Source organism: uncultured Desulfovibrio sp., assembly GCF_944324505.1.
GTDB lineage: Bacteria > Desulfobacterota > Desulfovibrionia > Desulfovibrionales > Desulfovibrionaceae > Desulfovibrio.
In genome coordinates this window covers 113,420-130,320 of the sequence record NZ_CALUWO010000004.1, presented here as the reverse complement: position 1 = coordinate 130,320, position 16,901 = coordinate 113,420, and the positions used below count along the sequence as shown (strand labels likewise).

The 16,901-nt window shown below is 66.0% G+C and carries 15 protein-coding genes; 6 read left to right on the top strand and 9 right to left on the bottom strand.

Features of this window, described 5'->3' with window-relative positions:
* The gene (gene hrpB / locus Q0J57_RS06320) at nucleotides 1-2,559 is read right to left on the bottom strand and encodes an ATP-dependent helicase HrpB (RefSeq protein ID WP_297218398.1); all 2,559 of its coding nucleotides are present in this window, start codon (nucleotides 2,557-2,559) and stop codon (nucleotides 1-3) included.
* A gap of 268 nt (nucleotides 2,560-2,827) precedes the next feature.
* Between hrpB and Q0J57_RS06315 the strand changes: the two genes are divergently transcribed.
* The 5 genes from Q0J57_RS06315 (at nucleotide 2,828) to bioA (ending at nucleotide 8,870) form a co-directional block, all read left to right on the top strand.
* Nucleotides 2,828-4,012 (top strand): tetratricopeptide repeat protein, encoded by a 1,185-nt coding sequence (locus Q0J57_RS06315; RefSeq protein ID WP_297218396.1) that lies wholly within the window; start codon nucleotides 2,828-2,830, stop codon nucleotides 4,010-4,012.
* 79 nt (nucleotides 4,013-4,091) lie between these two features.
* On the top strand, nucleotides 4,092-4,847 hold the full coding sequence (locus tag Q0J57_RS06310) for a DUF4851 domain-containing protein (protein ID WP_297218394.1): 756 nt from the start codon (nucleotides 4,092-4,094) through the stop codon (nucleotides 4,845-4,847).
* Nucleotides 4,848-4,979: 132 nt separating this feature from the next.
* Nucleotides 4,980-5,378 carry a MucR family transcriptional regulator gene (locus Q0J57_RS06305; protein WP_297218393.1) on the top strand — a complete coding sequence of 133 codons (399 nt, stop codon included), beginning with the start codon at nucleotides 4,980-4,982 and terminating at the stop codon, nucleotides 5,376-5,378.
* Nucleotides 5,379-5,838: 460 nt separating this feature from the next.
* On the top strand, nucleotides 5,839-6,795 hold the full coding sequence (gene bioB, locus Q0J57_RS06300; protein WP_297218391.1) for a biotin synthase BioB: 957 nt from the start codon (nucleotides 5,839-5,841) through the stop codon (nucleotides 6,793-6,795).
* Nucleotides 6,792-8,870, top strand: coding sequence for an adenosylmethionine--8-amino-7-oxononanoate transaminase (gene bioA, locus Q0J57_RS06295; RefSeq protein ID WP_297218389.1), 2,079 nt, complete (start codon nucleotides 6,792-6,794; stop codon nucleotides 8,868-8,870). Before bioB ends, bioA begins: the two co-directional genes overlap by 4 nt.
* Before the next feature lie 103 nt (nucleotides 8,871-8,973).
* Here the strand turns inward: bioA and Q0J57_RS06290 are convergent, their stop codons facing one another.
* From Q0J57_RS06290 to Q0J57_RS06255, 8 genes are all read right to left on the bottom strand, one after another.
* Entirely contained in the window at nucleotides 8,974-10,146 is a 1,173-nt protein-coding gene (locus tag Q0J57_RS06290) for an aminotransferase class I/II-fold pyridoxal phosphate-dependent enzyme (RefSeq protein ID WP_297218387.1), read from the bottom strand.
* A complete protein-coding gene (locus tag Q0J57_RS06285; RefSeq protein ID WP_297218385.1) occupies nucleotides 10,110-10,601 on the bottom strand; it encodes a hypothetical protein in 492 nt (163 codons plus the stop codon). Before Q0J57_RS06285 ends, Q0J57_RS06290 begins: the two co-directional genes overlap by 37 nt.
* A complete protein-coding gene (locus Q0J57_RS06280; RefSeq protein WP_297218383.1) occupies nucleotides 10,589-11,854 on the bottom strand; it encodes a beta-ketoacyl synthase N-terminal-like domain-containing protein in 1,266 nt (421 codons plus the stop codon). Before Q0J57_RS06280 ends, Q0J57_RS06285 begins: the two co-directional genes overlap by 13 nt.
* Nucleotides 11,855-11,858: 4 nt before the next feature.
* A complete protein-coding gene (locus Q0J57_RS06275) occupies nucleotides 11,859-12,242 on the bottom strand; it encodes a hypothetical protein (RefSeq protein ID WP_297218381.1) in 384 nt (127 codons plus the stop codon).
* Nucleotides 12,239-12,970 (bottom strand): SDR family oxidoreductase, encoded by a 732-nt coding sequence (locus Q0J57_RS06270; protein ID WP_297218379.1) that lies wholly within the window; start codon nucleotides 12,968-12,970, stop codon nucleotides 12,239-12,241. Before Q0J57_RS06270 ends, Q0J57_RS06275 begins: the two co-directional genes overlap by 4 nt.
* Nucleotides 12,971-12,988: 18 nt before the next feature.
* Nucleotides 12,989-13,420 carry a hypothetical protein gene (locus Q0J57_RS06265; RefSeq protein WP_297218377.1) on the bottom strand — a complete coding sequence of 144 codons (432 nt, stop codon included), beginning with the start codon at nucleotides 13,418-13,420 and terminating at the stop codon, nucleotides 12,989-12,991.
* A complete protein-coding gene (locus Q0J57_RS06260) occupies nucleotides 13,417-14,220 on the bottom strand; it encodes a DUF3298 and DUF4163 domain-containing protein (protein ID WP_297218375.1) in 804 nt (267 codons plus the stop codon). Before Q0J57_RS06260 ends, Q0J57_RS06265 begins: the two co-directional genes overlap by 4 nt.
* A gap of 93 nt (nucleotides 14,221-14,313) precedes the next feature.
* Nucleotides 14,314-15,534, bottom strand: coding sequence for a sodium:calcium antiporter (locus Q0J57_RS06255; RefSeq protein WP_297218373.1), 1,221 nt, complete (start codon nucleotides 15,532-15,534; stop codon nucleotides 14,314-14,316).
* Between the two features lie 253 nt (nucleotides 15,535-15,787).
* Here Q0J57_RS06255 and Q0J57_RS06250 point away from each other — a divergent pair, with 253 nt between their 5' ends.
* Nucleotides 15,788-16,807 carry a YIP1 family protein gene (locus Q0J57_RS06250; RefSeq protein WP_297218371.1) on the top strand — a complete coding sequence of 340 codons (1,020 nt, stop codon included), beginning with the start codon at nucleotides 15,788-15,790 and terminating at the stop codon, nucleotides 16,805-16,807.
* Nucleotides 16,808-16,901 lie beyond the last annotated feature (94 nt).

Genomic DNA, 16,901 nt, shown 5'->3' with positions numbered 1-16,901 from the left:
TCAGCCCCGTTCCAGCTGTTTCTTGGTCTTGCTCACGGCGGGAGCCGTCAGGGGATCTTCGGGCCAGGGATGCTTGGGGTAGCGGCCGCGCATTTCAGCGCGGACCTGCCGGTAGCCGTTGCGCCAGAAGGCGGCCAGGTCCCGCGTGACCTGCAGGGGGCGTCCGGCGGGGGAATTGAGATGCAGGGTCAGGGGATACTGCCCGTCGGCGATGCGCGGCGTATCCGTGCAGCCGAAAAACTCCTGAAGTTTGGCCGAAATGTAGGGGCCGCCTTCTTCCCCGTAGATGATGGGCCGCAGGGTGCCGGCGGGTGTGGTCCACTGGCAGGGCGCCAGCTGTTCCAGGCGGCGGGGCAGGGGATAGGGCAGCAGCCCGCGCAGGGCATCGGCCAGCTGACTGGCGGACCAGCGGCGCAGGTCCGTGCAGGTGCCCAGATAGGGGCCAAGCCAGTCTTCCAGCGTGTCCAGCAGGACGGCATCGGACATGTCCGGCCAGGTGGCGGCGTCCAGGCTGTGCAGAAAGTTCACGCGCGCCCGCCATTGCCGCATGCCGTCGCTCCAGGGCAGGCAGTCCAGGCCGCGCCGGCGGATGTATGCACAGAGGGCCGTGGCGCAGGCCCGGGCGTCAGGACGCGGGAGGGGCAGTTCGTCCAGGGCAAGCGCGCCCAGGCGCCGCCGCTGGCGCGCCATGACCCGGCCGTCGTCCGTGACATCAATGACGGTTTCCTTTTCCACCTCGTCGGGAAAGAGCATTTCCAGTTCAGCGGAATGCACCACGGCTGCCAGGCGGATACGCCCCCGGGCGGTGGCGCCGCTGCCGCCGTCCAGCATGGCCACAGCCAGCAGGTTGTGGCGACTCAGGGGATCGGTGAGGGGCAGATAGGCGGCCTTGCCATTGCGCAGCTGGTAGAGGGCAAGGCCATCGGCCTCGCCGCTGCGCTGGGCCACACGCTCGGGAAAGGCCAGCGCCGTGAGAAAGCCCAGCGAGACGTCCTGCTTCTGGGCGTCCTCGAAAAGATGTTCCCGGGGGCAGTCCGTCAGGCGTGCCAGGCGCAGTGCCCATTGCCGGCTGCGCTGGGCCTGATTGCCGGAGCGGCACAGCCAGTCCAGCCGGCGCAGCAGCGAGGCATCCCCCTGGGGCAGGGGATCGCGTTCTTCCAGCAGAGCCGCCAGACAGCAGGCCAGGGCGGCATTGTGCTGGCGTTCGGCCAGCAGCAGCAGGCGTGCCAGGCGTGGCGCCACGGGCAGCGCCGCCATGGCCCGGCCCAGCGGCGTGGGACGGTTGCCCGCCGCCTGCGGATCCAGCGCGCCGAGGCGCAGCAGGCTTTCGCGGGCGGCATCCGCATGAGACGGCGGCGGGGTATCGGGCCAGGGCAGTTCCGCCGGAGAAGGCACGCCCCATGCGGCAAGCTGCAAGACCAGCGGCGCCAGATCGGCATCCAGAATTTCGGGGCGGATGCGCGGCCGCAGGGCATTTTCCTCTTCCCGATGCCAGAGGCGCACGCAGATGCCGGCCTCCTGCCGGCCGGCACGACCGCTGCGCTGCCGGGCCGATGCCAGGGAAATGCGGCAGGTTGCCAGGCGCGTCAGGCCGCTGCCCGGGTCAAAGCGCGGTTCGCGGGCCAGACCGGTATCCACCACCAGGCGCACGCCGTCGATGGTCAGGGACGTTTCCGCAATATTGGTGGCCAGCACCAGCTTGCGCCGCCCCGCAGGGGCCGGGGCAATGGCAGCATCCTGCCGGGCGGCATCCAGCCGGCCGTGCAGGGGGTACAGGTCCACATCGGCGGGCAGGTGCGGGGACAGCATGTCGGCCAGCAGGCGGATTTCGCCGGTGCCTGGCAGAAAGGCCAGCAGACTGCCACCCTCAGTGCTCATAAGACGGGTGATGACCCCGGCGGCATGCCGCAGCAGGGCGGGCATGTCCAGCAGGCTTGTTCCCGGCGGGGGCGGCAGGTGGCGGATATCCACAGGGAACTGGCGACTTGTGCAACACAGCAGCGGCGCCTGTGGCAGCACACGGCGCAGCGCCTCTTCCTCCAGGGTGGCAGACATGACCAGCAGGCGCAGGTCCGGGCGCAGTATCTGCTGGCTTTCCAGGCAGAGGGCCAGCCCGGTGTCCGCCTGAAGGCTGCGTTCATGAAATTCGTCAAAGATGACGCAACCCACGCCCGGCAGTTCCGCATCCTGCAGAATGAGCCGCCCCAGCACGCCCTCTGTCACCACTTCCAGGCGGGTCTCGGCGCTGACAAGGGTTTCCTGCCGCATGCGCAGGCCCACGGTTTCTCCCAGTTTCTGGCCGAGACAACCAGCCAGATAGCGTCCCAGCGCCCGGGCGGCCACACGGCGCGGTTCCAGCAGCAGAATCTTTTTTCCCTGCAGAAAGGGCGCCTCCAGCAGCCAGAGCGGAATGCGGGTACTCTTGCCCGCACCGGGAGGCGCACACAGCAGCACCGGGCCGTTTTCGAGCTGCTCCAGCAGGGCAGGACGCAGACTGTCAAGATCAGCCGGAAGTGCCGTTTGGGCAAGAGGGGAGGAAGGGGAAGAACATGATGTCATGGCAGCAGAAAAGGACAGCAGCAGGTTGATGAAAGGCTCTTTTTCCCATCCAGAAGGCGCTCATGCGCAGAAGGCATGTCGTGTTTCTGTTGTGCGCCGGTACGGACACGGTATGGCCGCAGGGGAAATACCTTTCTTCTTGTAGCCGCAGATGCCCGAACTGGCAAGGCACTGCGCTGCCGGACAACAAAGAATGTTCGGGAAGGGGATGTCCGGGCTTGGCTTTTGCCGACTCTTTGCGTACCATTATGGTCAGGAAAGGTCTGGTATGAAAGCAGCTTTTCGGGGGAATTTTCTGCGGGTTCCGCAAGCGGGAGCAACGGCGGCGTGCGGGCATGGTTCGTGCGCGCTGTGGCTGCCGGCGGTACTGCTGTGCTGCGCCCTGGCAGTGTCACTGCCGCAGGCGGCGGCCTGGGCAGCAGACGAGGTCCGGGCGTCCGTCAATCAGGGAGGCGCTGAGGACTGGCCGGCGGAACAGGGGCTGCATTCCCGGACCGTCTTTTTGTCTGCCACGGCGGGAAATGCCCTGCGCTTTCCCGTGACGCATGCCGTGCTGCCCGGTGCCACGGGCCTGTCGGCACGGGCGCAGTGGGCTGCCTGTGAGGCAGAACGGCGCGCAGGGCGCCATGGCGCTGCGCTGGACGGCCTGTGGCAGCTGCTTTCCCGGCCGGACCTGCCGGCAGCGTTGCGCACGGAGGCTCTCTATGCCCTGAGCGACAGCCTGTGGCGCCTGCGCCATTCCCTTTCGCCATTTCCTTCGGATATACTGCTTTCCGTCACCGGCAGAGCGCTTGCCGGGGATGCCCGCCATCGGTGCGCACCGCTGGCTTCCGCCCGTCTGGGCATGATCAGTCTGGAGTGCGGCCGCCTGGATGAAGGCAGGGCCTATACGCTGTCGCTGCTGCGCGCCTTTCCTCAGGCGCCGGAGGTGCCCGCCGCGCTGCTGCGTCTGGGGCAGGCCCAGCTGCGTGCCGGCCGCTGTGACGAGGCGCTGGAAGCCTTTGCCACGGTGGTCAGGTCCTATCCGCACAGCGAGGCACTGGAAGATGCCACCGTAGGGCTGATCATGGCGCTGATCCGTCTGGAGCGCTACAAGGAGGCCGCCCCCCTTGTGGATGTGGCCCTGAAGCGCTGGCCGCGCTGCTATCTGCGGCACGAGGGCCTGCTGCGGCTGCTGGCTGTGCAGCAGCTGGCACTGGGCCAGCGCCAGGCGGAACTGGCAAGCCTCTGGCTGGCGGTCAATCTGGATCCTGTGCGCAGCGCCACTGACGGAACGCTGCATCATCTGGCAGAAAGTTGTGCCGCTGCGGGCTATCCGGCGGAGGCGGCCTGGGTGCGGCGCATCATGCGTCTGAATTTTTCTGCGGACAGGGGCGCTGCCGCAGCGTCCGTGGCAACACAGCCTGCGGCGCAGCCTGCGGATCAGGCCGGGGGCCTTTTCCGGGCGCACTGAGCGGGCGCTCCGTTCGCCGTATCCCCAAACAGGGCAACAGTGTCCGCAGGGGCCTGTTACCCAAGGAGGACAATAGCTCATGAAACGCTGGACAATCTGTCTTGTTCTGCTGTGTTTTGCGCTGGTCAGCTGTTCCGCTGCCCAGCAGCGCGGCATGGCCGGAGATACCTATGTGTCCACAGCACGTCCGGTATTTGCGGCCAGGGCGGCATCGCTGCCCCTGCTCACCTCGGGCTTCGGCTTTGCGCGCCTGTCTGATACGGGCGTGCTGGGCGGGCTGAATGTGGATACCTGGCTTGCCATTTACGGCAAGGATCCGGGCAAGGGTCCCTTTGCCGTGGTGGCCATGGCGGAACTGGACCCGCTGTGGTTCTGGAACAGTGCCCTGTATCATCCCTTTGCCGTGGACTGGCGACCGGAAGTCATTGACGGTATGGGCTTTGAAGCCTGCACCTATATGGTAAGCGAGCGCCGGGACCCCTTCCTGGCACTCATGGACCCGGAGGCCCAGGCGGCTGCCGAAAAGGGAGAAGTGCCGCCCCGCCGCTGGGTGGCCCGGGTATTTGCGGCCCGCAGCGATTTCAACCAGGTCAAGATTGTGCTGGAATATCGTGAACCGCTGCCGCAGGGGATAACAACCCTTGAAGCGCTGCCCTACGGGCAGGCCAATGTGCTGGCGGAATTCGAGCAGCGTGCCCGGGAAGCCTTCCGCCTTGGCGGCAGCGTTCCCGCTGCCAGTATCCGCAACAGTATGGCCAATGGCGTGCGCTGGCAGTATCTGGATGAAAAGATACTGGGAACCGTCACCATGCGTGATGTGACGACGTTTGACTGATGCACGGAATGTGCGCCCGCGCACAGGAAGAAAGCATTGACGCCTACAGGGGGAACGTGTAGGGTAGCCTCCCTTAAGGCGTGAGATTTTTTCGGATATTTCACTGACCTACATCCATTCAAGAGGTGCGCTATGGATGATTATCTGAAGGAAGCATTGGAAATTGCCCGCGCTCAGGCCAGTGTTCGTGTCATGAGCGAAGACGAGATCACGTCTTTCATTCAGAAACTGGCCCAGGGAATACGTTCCGTGGCTGAAGGCGAAACGCCTGCCGAGCTGGAAAGTGGCGATATGGTGCTTGAGGCACGTAAATCCGTCAAAGAAAAGTCGGTTACCTGCCTGGAATGCGGCAAAACCTTCAAGATTCTGACGCGGCGTCATCTGGCGTCGCATGGCATGGACGCTGCCGCCTATCGCGAAAAGTGGGGATTCAAAAAGGATTCGCCGCTGGTCTGCAAGGCTTTGCAGCGTGAACGCCGCAAGAAGATGAAGGACATGAAGCTGTGGGAAAAGCGGCGCAAGGCTGACTAGTCTCGCATTTCGCTTTTGATGTCAAAAGAAAAAGCCCGCTGTTGTGGCGGGCTTTTTTACATGGGCCAGCTCTTTATGGCTGGCTTTGACGAACGATGCAGGGCATATACGCCGGAATGATTGCTGCTGCATGGATTTCCTGTTTGCCATGGCCTGTTGTGCGCCGATATGCTGCTGCAAATGACTATACTACAGATATTTTTGTGCCGTATACGGTATGGTGGCGTTTTTTCTGAAACGATGTCCGCCACAGCACAGCCTGCATGCAGCGCATGCGGCCGGATGCTTTTCTACGCATATCGTTTCATGCAGCGCATGACGTTCCGGTACGGAACGGGCATGTTCTGAGAGTTCTGAACAGGGCTGCAACAAAAAGTATGAATGTACGATTGTTCTTTTGTCCGGTATAATTTTGTGTCAGAGCAGCACACTACAGCATGTTTGTGAGGAAAAGGAGAGTATGTATACCACTACCGCGTTGCCTGCTCAGGCTGTTTCCAGCCCTGAACAGGCTCATGCTCTGCTGGCCCTGAGCACGGAACGGCTGCTGGATGCCGCCGATGCCCTGCGCCAGGCCGCCTTTGGCAAAAAAATTTCGCTGTGTGCCATCATCAATGCCCGCAGCGGAAATTGCGGCATGGACTGCCGTTTCTGCGCGCAGAGCAGCCATAACCATACCCCCATCGAAACTTTTCCGCTGCTGGCGCCGGATGTGCTGCGGCAGCGCCTTCTTGACCTGGCGCGCTGGCCTGTGTGCCATATAGGCATTGTCACCAGCGGCGGTGCCCTGCGGGACGAGGAACTGGAGCAGGTGCTTGCCGTGGTGCGCAGCCTGCCGTCTGCCGTGCGCTCGCGTGTCTGCACCTCGCTGGGGCGGCTGGAGTTGCCTGCCCTGCGCCGTCTGGCCGGGCAGGGGGTGCAGCGCTTCCATCACAATCTGGAAAGCTCCCGCCGCTATTATGCCCGGGTATGCACCACCCAGAGCTGGGATCAGCGCCGGGATACGGTTCTGCGGGTACGGCAGGCCGGTCTTTCGACCTGCACAGGCGGCCTGTTCGGTCTGGGCGAAAGCTGGGATGATCGCATTTCCCTGGCCTTTTCCCTGCGGGAACTGGGGGTGGACAGCGTGCCCCTCAACTTTCTGCATCCCCATCCGCAGACGCCCCTGGCAGACCAGCCGCCGCTGGACGCCGAAGAGGCGCTGCGCATCATTGCCTTGTTCCGGCATATCCTGCCCCGGACCACACTGCGCATCTGCGGCGGGCGGCCGCTGGTTCTGGGCGCGCGCCAGGCAGACATGTTTCGCGCCGGCGCCAATGCGCTCATGACCGGGGATTACCTGACCACGCATGGCAGCGCCGTGGAGCAGGATTGCGCCATGATTGCCGCTGCCGGTCTGGAGGTGATCCGGCCATGAGCAGAGAAATTCTGCGGCCGCTGCGCGGCTTTTTTGTGTCAGGTACGGGAACGGATGTGGGCAAGAGCGTGGCCACGGCAGCGCTTTTGCGTGCCCTGCGTCACCGGGGGCTGGCCGTGCAGGCCGTGAAACCCGTGCAGACCGGCGTGGAGGATGCCGCCAGGGAAGGGGATGCGGCGCTGTATGCGGCGGCGGCCGGTGATACGGCGGACCGGCTGCCCGCGCCGGCGGCCACCCTGCATGCCTTTCGCCTGCCGGCATCGCCGCATCTGGCCGCAGCCCGCGAGGGGCGCAGCCTGAGCGTGCGCATGCTGCGCGAGGATATGGTCCGGCACTGGGAGGCGTCGGGGGCAGAGGCGCTGCTGCTGGAAGGGGCCGGAGGCGTGACGGTGCCCCTCAATGCCCATGAGGAGACGCTGGACCTCATGGCTGCCCTGGATTTGCCGGTGATTCTGGCCGGGCGCAACGGTCTGGGCGCACTCAACGCCATCCGGCTCACGCTGGGGGCCGTGCGGGACCGGGGGCTTTCCCTGGCGGGCTTCGTGCTGGTGCAGCCGCCGGACAGCTCGCTGTCGGATGATGACGCCCTCATTGGCGAGGACAATATCCGCGTCCTGCGCCGCTGGCTGCGGCAGGAGTACCGGAATGCCCCCCTGGCCGTCCTGCCCTGGGTGGACCGGCTGGATGCCTGTGGCTGGGATCGCCTGGAAGCGGCCTGCGCGCCGGTGGCGGAGGCGCTGGTGCAGCGCCTGCATGAGGCTGCCGCACGGGACGCCACGGACCCGCAGGACCTGTGCCGCCGTGATGAGCGCGTGCTCTGGCATCCGTATACGTCGGCCGTCAGGCCGCTGCCGGTATTTGCGGTTTCGCGCAGTCACCATAACCGTCTGGTGCTCAGTGATGGCCGCGAGCTGGTGGACGGCATGTCGTCCTGGTGGGCGGCTGTGCATGGCTACAATCATCCCCGCCTGCTGGCCGCGCTGCGTGCCCAGGCCGGACGGATGCCGCATGTCATGTTCGGCGGCCTGACCCATGCGCCGGCCGTGGAGCTGGCAGAGCGCCTGCTGGGTATGCTGCCGCAGGGACTTTCCCGCATCTTCTTTGCGGATTCCGGCTCCGTGGCTGTGGAAGTGGCTCTCAAGATGGCCCTGCAATACCATCAGGCCACGGGCCAGCCCCGGCGGGTGCGCTTTCTGACGCCGCGCGGCGGCTATCATGGCGACACCATCGGCGCCATGAGCGTCTGCGATCCCGTCACCGGCATGCACAGCCTGTTTGCCCGCATGCTGCCGCAGCAGCTGTTCATGGAGCGGCCGACCTGCCGTTTTGATGCGCCCTTTGATCCGGCCAGTCTAGACGATGCCCGGCGCATGCTGGAAGCGCATGGCCCGGAAGTGGCTGCCGTCATTCTGGAACCTGTGGTGCAGGGCGCCGGCGGCATGTGGTTTTATCATCCCGACTATCTGCGCGGTCTGGCCCGGCTCTGCCGGGAAGCCGGCACGCTGCTTATCTTTGACGAGATTGCCACGGGCTTCGGGAGAACAGGCACGCTGTTTGCGGCCGAACGCGCAGGCGTCTCGCCGGACATCCTCTGCTGCGGCAAGGCCCTGACCGGAGGGGTGCTGACGCTGGCCGCCACAGCCTGTTCCGACAGGGTGGCGCAGGGCATCTGCCGGGATGGGCAGGTCTTCATGCACGGCCCCACCTTCATGGGCAATGCGCTGGCCTGCGCTGTGGCCCTGGCCAGTCTGGACCTGCTGGAGGAAGAGGACTGGCAGGGACGTGTGGCTGCTCTGGAGGGGGCATTGCGCGCTGGTCTGGCGCCCTGTGCCGGTCTGCCCGGCGTGGCCGATGTGCGGGTGCTGGGCGGTATAGGCGTGGTGCAGACGGAACAGCCTGTTCCCATGCAGGCTCTGCAATCCTTTTTTGTGCAGCAGGGCGTCTGGATCCGGCCCTTTGACCATCTTGTGTATCTCATGCCGCCCTATATCAGCCCGCAGGAGGACATACAGCAGCTGTGCGCGGCAGTGGAGCAGGCGCTGCGTCAGGGCGTGCATCTGCAGACTGAGCACTGAGCGTGGCGGCGCCAGCCCCGGCGGCCCGGGCATCCCGCCTGCCGTGCGTCACAACGCGGCACGCGGCGGAGTACCCTTTGCCGGCCGCAGGCGAACCGGGCGGTCAGGCCGGCTGCCGTGCGTCGGCCTCCGGCTGGCAGAGACGCAGCAGACGGGCGGCCCGGCGCAGATCGTCAGCACTGTGCCCCACGCGCACATTGCAGCGCAGCAGGGCCTGGCCGTGGGGGACCGTGGGCCAGCGGGCGGGCAGCACCAGCATGCCGTGGCCGGCCAGCCGGTCCGCCCAGCGGGCGCAGCGCCGGGCATCCCCCACGGGAATGGCCACGATATGGGCCTGTCCCTGCACGGGCAGATCCTCCTGGTGCAGGCAGTGCCGGAAAAAGGCCGCCTTGCTGGCCAGTTCCTGACGACGCTCTTCCAGACGGGGCAGACGTTCCAGCAGGGCCAGCGCACCGGCCGCATGGGCCGGCGGCAGGGCCGTGGTGTGCATGAGCGGTGAGGAACGCTGTTCCAGAATGCGCCCGAAACCCGCCGGAAGCAGCAGAAAGGCCCCCCAGTAGCCCAGGGCCTTGCCGAAGCTGCCCAGCAGCAGATCGGCCAGGCCGGCATGTTCGGCACAGCAGCCCCGGCCGTCCGGGCCGCAGGCTCCCAGGGTATGGGCCTCGTCCACCCAGCAGAAAAAGCCGTATTTTTTCTTGAGGGCGTGCAGGGCGCCCAGATCGGTGAGGCTGCCGTCCATGCTGAACAGGCTTTCCGTCATGACAATGGCCTGTTCCGCAGGGGCTTCCGCCTTCCAGGCCAGCAGGCGCCGGTCCAGATGCGCCATGTCCGCATGCGCAAAGGCCATGATCCGGGCATGGCTGGCTGCCAGAAAGCGTGTGGCGCTGGCGTGCATGCGCCGGTCCACCAGCAGGGGCTGCCCCGGCAGCAGCAAACCGGCCACAGCCGCCAGATGCGCCTGATAGCCGCTGGCAAAAAAGCGGCATTCCGCTGCCCCGAAATAGGCCGCATAGGCTGTGGCCGCCTCTTCCGCCAGGGCATGACGGCCGCCGGCCACCCACGAGGCCTGCCCGGACGGTGCCCAGCGGGCCACGCAGCGGGCCAGCGTTTGGCGCCAGGCGGCGTCGTCCGCCAGGCCAAGACTGTCATTGGAAAGAAAGTCCAGAGCGCCCGGACGGGGGCGCAGCCGTTCCGCATGGCGTTCCAGCCCGGCACGGCTGTCCGCCGCCAGGCAGGCGCTCAGTCGGGCATACAGGCTGCCTGCTGGCACAGACATGCAAATATCTCCTCGTAGCGGGGTTGCAGCAGTTCCTGCCGGAAACGGGCATCATAGTCCACAAGGCCGATGCGCACTTCCCATGCTGCGCCGGTTTCGCCCGGCAGACTGTAGCCGGGACAGTCGGGAAAGGTGCAGTGCAGCGTATAGAGGGCCGCACGGCTGGATTGTCCCTCCCGCCGGGCCGTCAGCAGGACGCGGCCGTCGGGCAGGTTTGCCCGCCGGGCATCCAGCGGACAGTGAGACATGCCCAGCAGAAAGGCATGCCGCCGGAAGCCGCAGGCCTGGCGCTGATGCAGGGCGGCGCACTGCGCCCCGGCTTCCCAGAGCTGCCAGAAGGGCGCCCCCTGAAAATGGCGCATGCCCCGCAGGCCATGGGCATGCACCCGGTCTATGGCATCCAGCAGCACAAAGGGGCGTGGCGCCGCATGCAGAAAACGGGTCAGCGCGGGCACAGGCGCACCACCAGGGCGGCATTCTGGCCGCCGAAGCCGAAGTTTTCCAGCAGCCCGTCCGGTCCCGGAAAGGGGCATGCCTGGCGCACAAAACGCAGCTGCGGGGAACAGGGCTGCTCCAGACCACGGATGCGCGGCATCAGGCCGTTTTGCCAGCCTGCCAGCACACAGCACAGTTCCAGGGCCCCCGCCGCGGCGGAGCCGTGCCCCAGCAGGCTTTTGCAGGCCATGACGGCCGGCAGGGGCTGACGGGGAAAGAGCTGCTCCAGCAGGGCGGATTCCGCGGCATCATTGAGGCGCGTGCCGGTGCCATGGGCGGAAATCCAGTGCGGCCTGTCCAGACCGCTCTGTGCCAGTGCCGTCAGCACGGCCTGCCGGGCCTGCCGGCCCTGGGGATCAGGGGCCGTGAGGCTGCCGGCATCCAGCGAAGCGCCATAGCCCAGAATTTCCGCATACCAGCGGGCGCCCCGGGCGGCGGCGCTTTGCGCATCCTCCAGCACAAAGGCCGCGCCGCCTTCAGCGGCCACAAAACCGTCGCGGGAGGCATCAAAGGGCCGGGGGCCTTCCGTGCCGCCACGGCGGCTGAGAGCCTGTGCCTTGGCATAGCCCAGCAGCCCTCCCAGTGACAGGCGCGAATCGCCGGCCATGACCAGTACCCGTGTGTTCAGGCCGCAGCGGATGCGGCGAAAGCCCTCGCCCAGGGCTTGAAGGGCGGAAGCGCAGGCCGCATTGACCGTCAGCCCCTCGCCATGCAGGCCCAGCAGTTGTGCCGCGGCGGCCACCGGGGTATTGGGCAGCCAGCGCAGCAGCCAGAGAGCGCCCAGGGCATCCGTATTGCCGGGCGGCAGTCCCGGTTCGCCGGTCATATCCAGCATGGGACCCAGGGCGGCCACCATGGGCGTGTCATGGGGCAGGAGCTGCTGCGGTGCGTCAGCCGTCGCAGCGGCGTCTGCGGCATCTGCGGCGGCCCGCAGGGCTGCCAGCACAGCCAGTTGTCCGCCGCGCTGGCAGTAATGCCGGTGCCGCCAGCCCAGCAGGGTCCGCAGGGCCGCGTCCTGCTGCGGCTGGGGTCGGGCCGCGGCATCAAAGGATACGGGGCTGACGCTGTAGCCGGGCAGCACCGTGGAGGGCACAAAGGGGCTGACCTCTGCCCGCAGGGCGCGGGCCATGTCGTCCAGACTGTGGCCCAGCGGCGTGCAGCAGCCCACCCCGGTAATGAGCACGCGGCGGAAAGACGAAGACGGGGGGCGCATGCGCTCAGACGGTCTGCTGCGCTGCCGCATGCACAAGGCAGGAGGCCAGATCGCCCAGTGTAAGGGGCGAGGGGCTGTCGCCGGAGGCTGCCCAGCGCAGCAGCTCTGCGCGCCGTTCCGCATCCAGATGCGGATATGCCGTCGCCAGGGCTTCCGGCCCACGGGCAGCATGGTAGCGCAGACTTTGCAGGAAAAGGGCATCGTCATCCATGGGCAGTTTGAGGGCAGCTCCCAGCCTGACGCTGATTTCCAGCAGGTCAATGGATTCGCAGGGCAGGTCCTCCATGAGGCGAGTCCGGGCAGAAAGGCTGCCGGCATCGCGTTCAAAGAGGTCAGCCACCGTGCGGCAGACCTGGGCAAGGGCCGCATCGTAGGTGAGGGAACTCATGATACCTCCGGGAGTTTGACGGCATTGAGGCCGCCGTCGATGTCCACGCTGCAGGCATTGATGCCCACAGCCTCGCGGGAAAGCAGAAAGACCAGGGCCTGCACCGCCTCATCCAGGGCCAGCGGTCGGCCGGCGGGCATGGCCCGTGCCGCGCGGCTGTGCTGCGCCAGGTAGGGGCGCCCCCGTCCCGCGTCCAGCCAGCTCAGGCGGGCCGAGCAGGCCGTGATGCCCCGTGCGGCCAGTTCCGCCCCAAGGCTGCGATACAGGGCCTCGCCGGCCAGCTTGGCCGCAGCATACCAGCCCTGTCCCGGTGACGGTCGCAGGGCCGCTGAGGAGGAAACAAAGACGCAGCGCCCCTCGCGCCGGACCAGCATGGCCCGGGAAAGGGCGCGCAGCAGCCGTGCCCGCAGGGCAATATCGTCGGCAGCCCAGCGCTGGATGGCGTCGGGACTGGCTGCGGGCAGCAGGCTTTCAAAGCGGGAGTGGCGCAGGTCCAGCACATGGGCAGGCGTGCTGCCTGCCAGGGTGGCGCAGCGCTGCGGCAGGCTTTCGGCCTCGTCCAGGGGCAGCACGGGAACCCCGGCCGCGGTGCAGGCCTGCTGCCCTGCGGCGCTGCCGCAGGCAGCGAGCACCAGGGCGCCTTCCCGGCGCAGGGCGTCGGCCACGGCCAGACCCAGCTGGCAGCCGCCACCCAGCAGCAGGACAGGTCCGGAAAAGTGCAGGTGCATGACAGGTCCTCGGTATCGTCAGGAACGGGGGGCGGGCAGGGCCTCGCCCAGCAGCAGCAGGCCGTCGGCCAGCAGAGGCGCCAGCGCTTCCGCCGCTGCCGGGAAGGCGGGCAGGACAGGCCCCGCGCCCTGGGGCAGGGGCGCGTCCTGATGCCTGCCGGTCTGCTCCCCGCTGCCTTTGTCAGGGAGCCGGCGCAGCTGCCAGCCCACCATATCCGTTTCCTGCCGGGGCAGCCAGTACAGGCGGCAGGGAACGTCAGGCAGCACAAAGCTGCGAAAGCGGGCCTGGGGCAGAGCGGCCACCCGCCGCCGGAAGGCGGCCTCGGCGCTGCGGCGCACCGTCTCGAGCAGACAGGACCCCGGCAGGCAGGGAGCAGCGGGAAAATGGTCTTCCAGAAAGGCCGCGTCAGGAAAGCACAGATCGCACGGGGAAGGCAGGGGGGGCATCATTTTCCCCACAACTGCAGAAAGGGATGCACCGAAGCCAGTTCGGCCAGCGGAATATCCACCTTCTGGGCACCGGCGGACCATGGTGCCACCTGGTAGGGCTGGAAAAAGATGCGTATGCCCTCCGGCGTCAGCCCCAGACTGGCAAAATTGTTGAGCGTGGGGGCCGTCCCGTCCAGAATCATCTGATTGGGCGTGCCGCCGGACAGACGCCGCGCGAGAATATCACGGCTCAGACGCGACAGCAGTTCCAGAGCGCCGTCCACGTCCTCGAAAATATCCACAAAGTTGAGCCGCTGCCCGTTGATCAGGCTGTAGTTGAGGGCAATGAGGTCAAGATTGCCGTGGGCGCCGCCCGTATAGGTCCACAGCTCAAAAACCAGGCTGATGGCATTGGGCGAGGGCGACAGCACCGAACAGGACCCCTGCAGGGCATAGAGGCTCACGTCCGGGGCATTGCCGTCCATGTCGATCATGGTGCCCAGCGCGCCGATTTCGCTGTCAAAGGTGTCTGCAATATTGGTAATCCAGCGCTGCACGTCCCTGTCCACCATATCGTTGCCGATGACAGGATAGCTCAGGCCGATTTCCGGCATGAGCGGACGCCCCTGCCGCAGAATGACGCGTTCCTTCCGGACAGGGCGGGCGGGCGCCGCCGCGGGGGCAGCCGGGTCGGTCAGGGCCTGTTCTTCAGGCAGCTCCATGGCCGCACATGCGCTTGTTCCGGTGCCGGAAAAAAGAAAGCAGGCCAGCAGGGTGAGCAGAAGGGGCAGGCCCGGCGCAAAAGCGGCGGCAGCGTGCATGATGGAGCAACCTCACAGAAGGAAATTCGGCTCTGTCACAGGGGGGTGACAGAGCCGTTTGTATGGCTTGCGCCGGCGTTCGTCAAGCGGCGTCTAGACCTTGAAACCGTGCCGCAGTTCCCAGACCAGACGGCGCTGCCGCACCAGCAGCAGAGCCGCCAGAATCAGGTAGACGTAGGCATAGAAATCGTGCAGGCGCAGGGGGTCATGGGGCAGACCCAGCAGAGCCTCGAGCTGGGCATCGTAGATGGGTGACAGGAACTGCGCCACAAAGAGCACCAGCAGGGCCGCGGCCTCGCGCACGCCCAGCCGCATGTCCAGCAGCAGGGCCACGGCAAAGAGGGACTGCCCCGCCGTCAGCAGGATTTCCTGCAACTGGTGGGCATCCAGATTGATGGGCGTGGTGCCGCCGGAGGAAACGGCGTAGACGCCGGGAATCATGCCCACAAGCAGGGTCCACTGGTTGAGCTTGCTGGAAAGCAGGCTGCCCAGCGCCAGACCGGCATTGCCGCGAAAGGCGAACATGAGCGCCACAATGAATTCCGGCGCTTCGGAGGCAATGGGCGCCAGCCACTGCACCAGCAGGAATTCGTTGACACCGAGAATCTTGCCGCTGGCCACCAGCCCTTCGCTGAAGGATTCGGCATTGAGCAGGATGACCAGAGCCGAAAAGACAAAAAGCCCGATAACGCTCTTGAGGCGGTGCCGCCGGGGCAGGGCAGCCAGAACGGCGGCCGGCCCTTCCGGCTCCTCTTCCTCGCAGGGGCGGCGGGCGATGATCCAGATGTAGCCGGCATAGATGCTCAGCAGGATGACGCCGTCAAACAGGGTCAGCGATCCCTTGAGGGGGATGAACAGGGCATAGGTCGTGGCAATGCCCAGAAAGAGCACGTCCGTGCGCTTGTCGGCATGCAGTTCTACCCCGCTGTGGAAGCGCTCGGCAAAAATGAGCACGATGGCTGTCCAGCCAATGCCGATAAGCAGGCGGTTGGCGCCGGTCATATTGGCAATGGCATAGTGGGAGTAGGCGCTTTCGGGATGCTGGCCGGCCATCCAGGTGAAATACATGTCCACCGCGTATTCGGGCAGCACGGCAATAAAGGCCACCACGGCCACGGCCACGGCCTGCGGAATGTCGAGCTGGGCCACTTCACAGGACCAGGTGAGCAGAAAGGAGGCGCCCAGAATGGCCAGGCCGGCCAGCAGGGCCACAAGCATGGGAGAGGTGTCCGGACCGGCCAGAAGGTGCATGGCAAAGGCCGGCACGGTCATGAGAACGGCCAGAAGGTAGGGTCGCAGGCTGCGCAGTGTCATAGGGTCTCCTGTTTCCATGAAAACAAAAAAAAGACCCTGGCATGTCATATGCCAAGGTCTCACTAATCGGTTGTGCCGACGGCAGCACCAGACAAAGGATTGTCAGGCTGTTGATGCTGCCAGGGACTTGCTGTCCCAGTTACTCCCCTTGAGTGGCTGTTACTGTAGGCATGCGGCGGTGCGCTGTCAAGCCGGCGGGACGGGGAAAATGAACACGCTTGCGGAGGGCGGACCTCTCTGCTATGGTTTCACGATGAAAATTACCTGCCCGGACTGCGGTTTCAGCCGCGACCTGCCGTCGGATCGAGTTCCCGCGAAACCTGTCATCGCGACCTGCCCCCACTGTGCCTGCCGCTTTCGTTTTGTGCCGGAGGATGCCTCCTCCCACGTGCTGCGTCACGGCACGGACAACGCTCCGCATGAGGACGGAGATGACCCCCTGCCTCCCGGCGCCATTGTGCCGGGTGCTTCGTCCGGCCAGACCAGGCCGGAGGATGAACGGGCAGCCCCGGCCAGGCCGGAGGACAGGCCGTCTGCCGCGGACAACGCGGCGCATGCGCCGCATACGACGGACGCGCCGCAGCCGGAGGACGAACGCCCCTCCCGCGAGGAACGGCGCCGCCAGCGCCATGCAGACCATCACGCGGAAGTGGCAGAGGATTCGGTGCCGGACGAGGGCAATCCGTGGGACATGGCGCCCTATCCCTCCGGCTATGCAAGCGCCTTCTACCAGACGACTCTGCGGGTCATGTTCGGCGCAGGCCGCTTCTTTGCCCGACTGGACCCGGAAGCGCCGCAGCTGCGGGCGCTGCTCTATTATCTGGTGGTGGTGCTGGCGCTGGTGGTCAGTCAGTTTGTGTGGACCAGCATGAGCCGTGACATTCTGGAACAGGCCATTGCCCAGAACAACTCCATCTTTGGGCAGGTGCTGCATTTTTCGCTCACACATCCGCTGCTCTTCGCGCTGGTTTCGGTGGCCAGTCTGGTGTTGCAGCTCTATGTGATCAGTGCCTTGCTGCTGCTGGGATATCGTCTCACCGGGGTCAGGCATGCCAGTTTTGTCATCATGTTCCAGATCATGGCCTACAGTGCCGCGCCGGTGCTGCTCAGCATCATTCCGCTGCTGGGATCGCAGGTGGGGGTCATGTGGAGCATTGCCTGCATCGTCAACGGCTGCCGGGTGGCCTTTCGGCTGGACTGGCCGCGGACCCTGCTGGGCCTGATGCCGCTGCTGCTCTTTCTTTTTGTCATGTTCGGCAGTCTGCCCGTCTAGGCGCGGGATGGGTTCCCCTGTGGGCGCTGCGACCGGAAGGGGGGCGTTTCCGCGCGCTGGCGGCGGTCGGCCCCTTTGACAAGACCGCGTGACA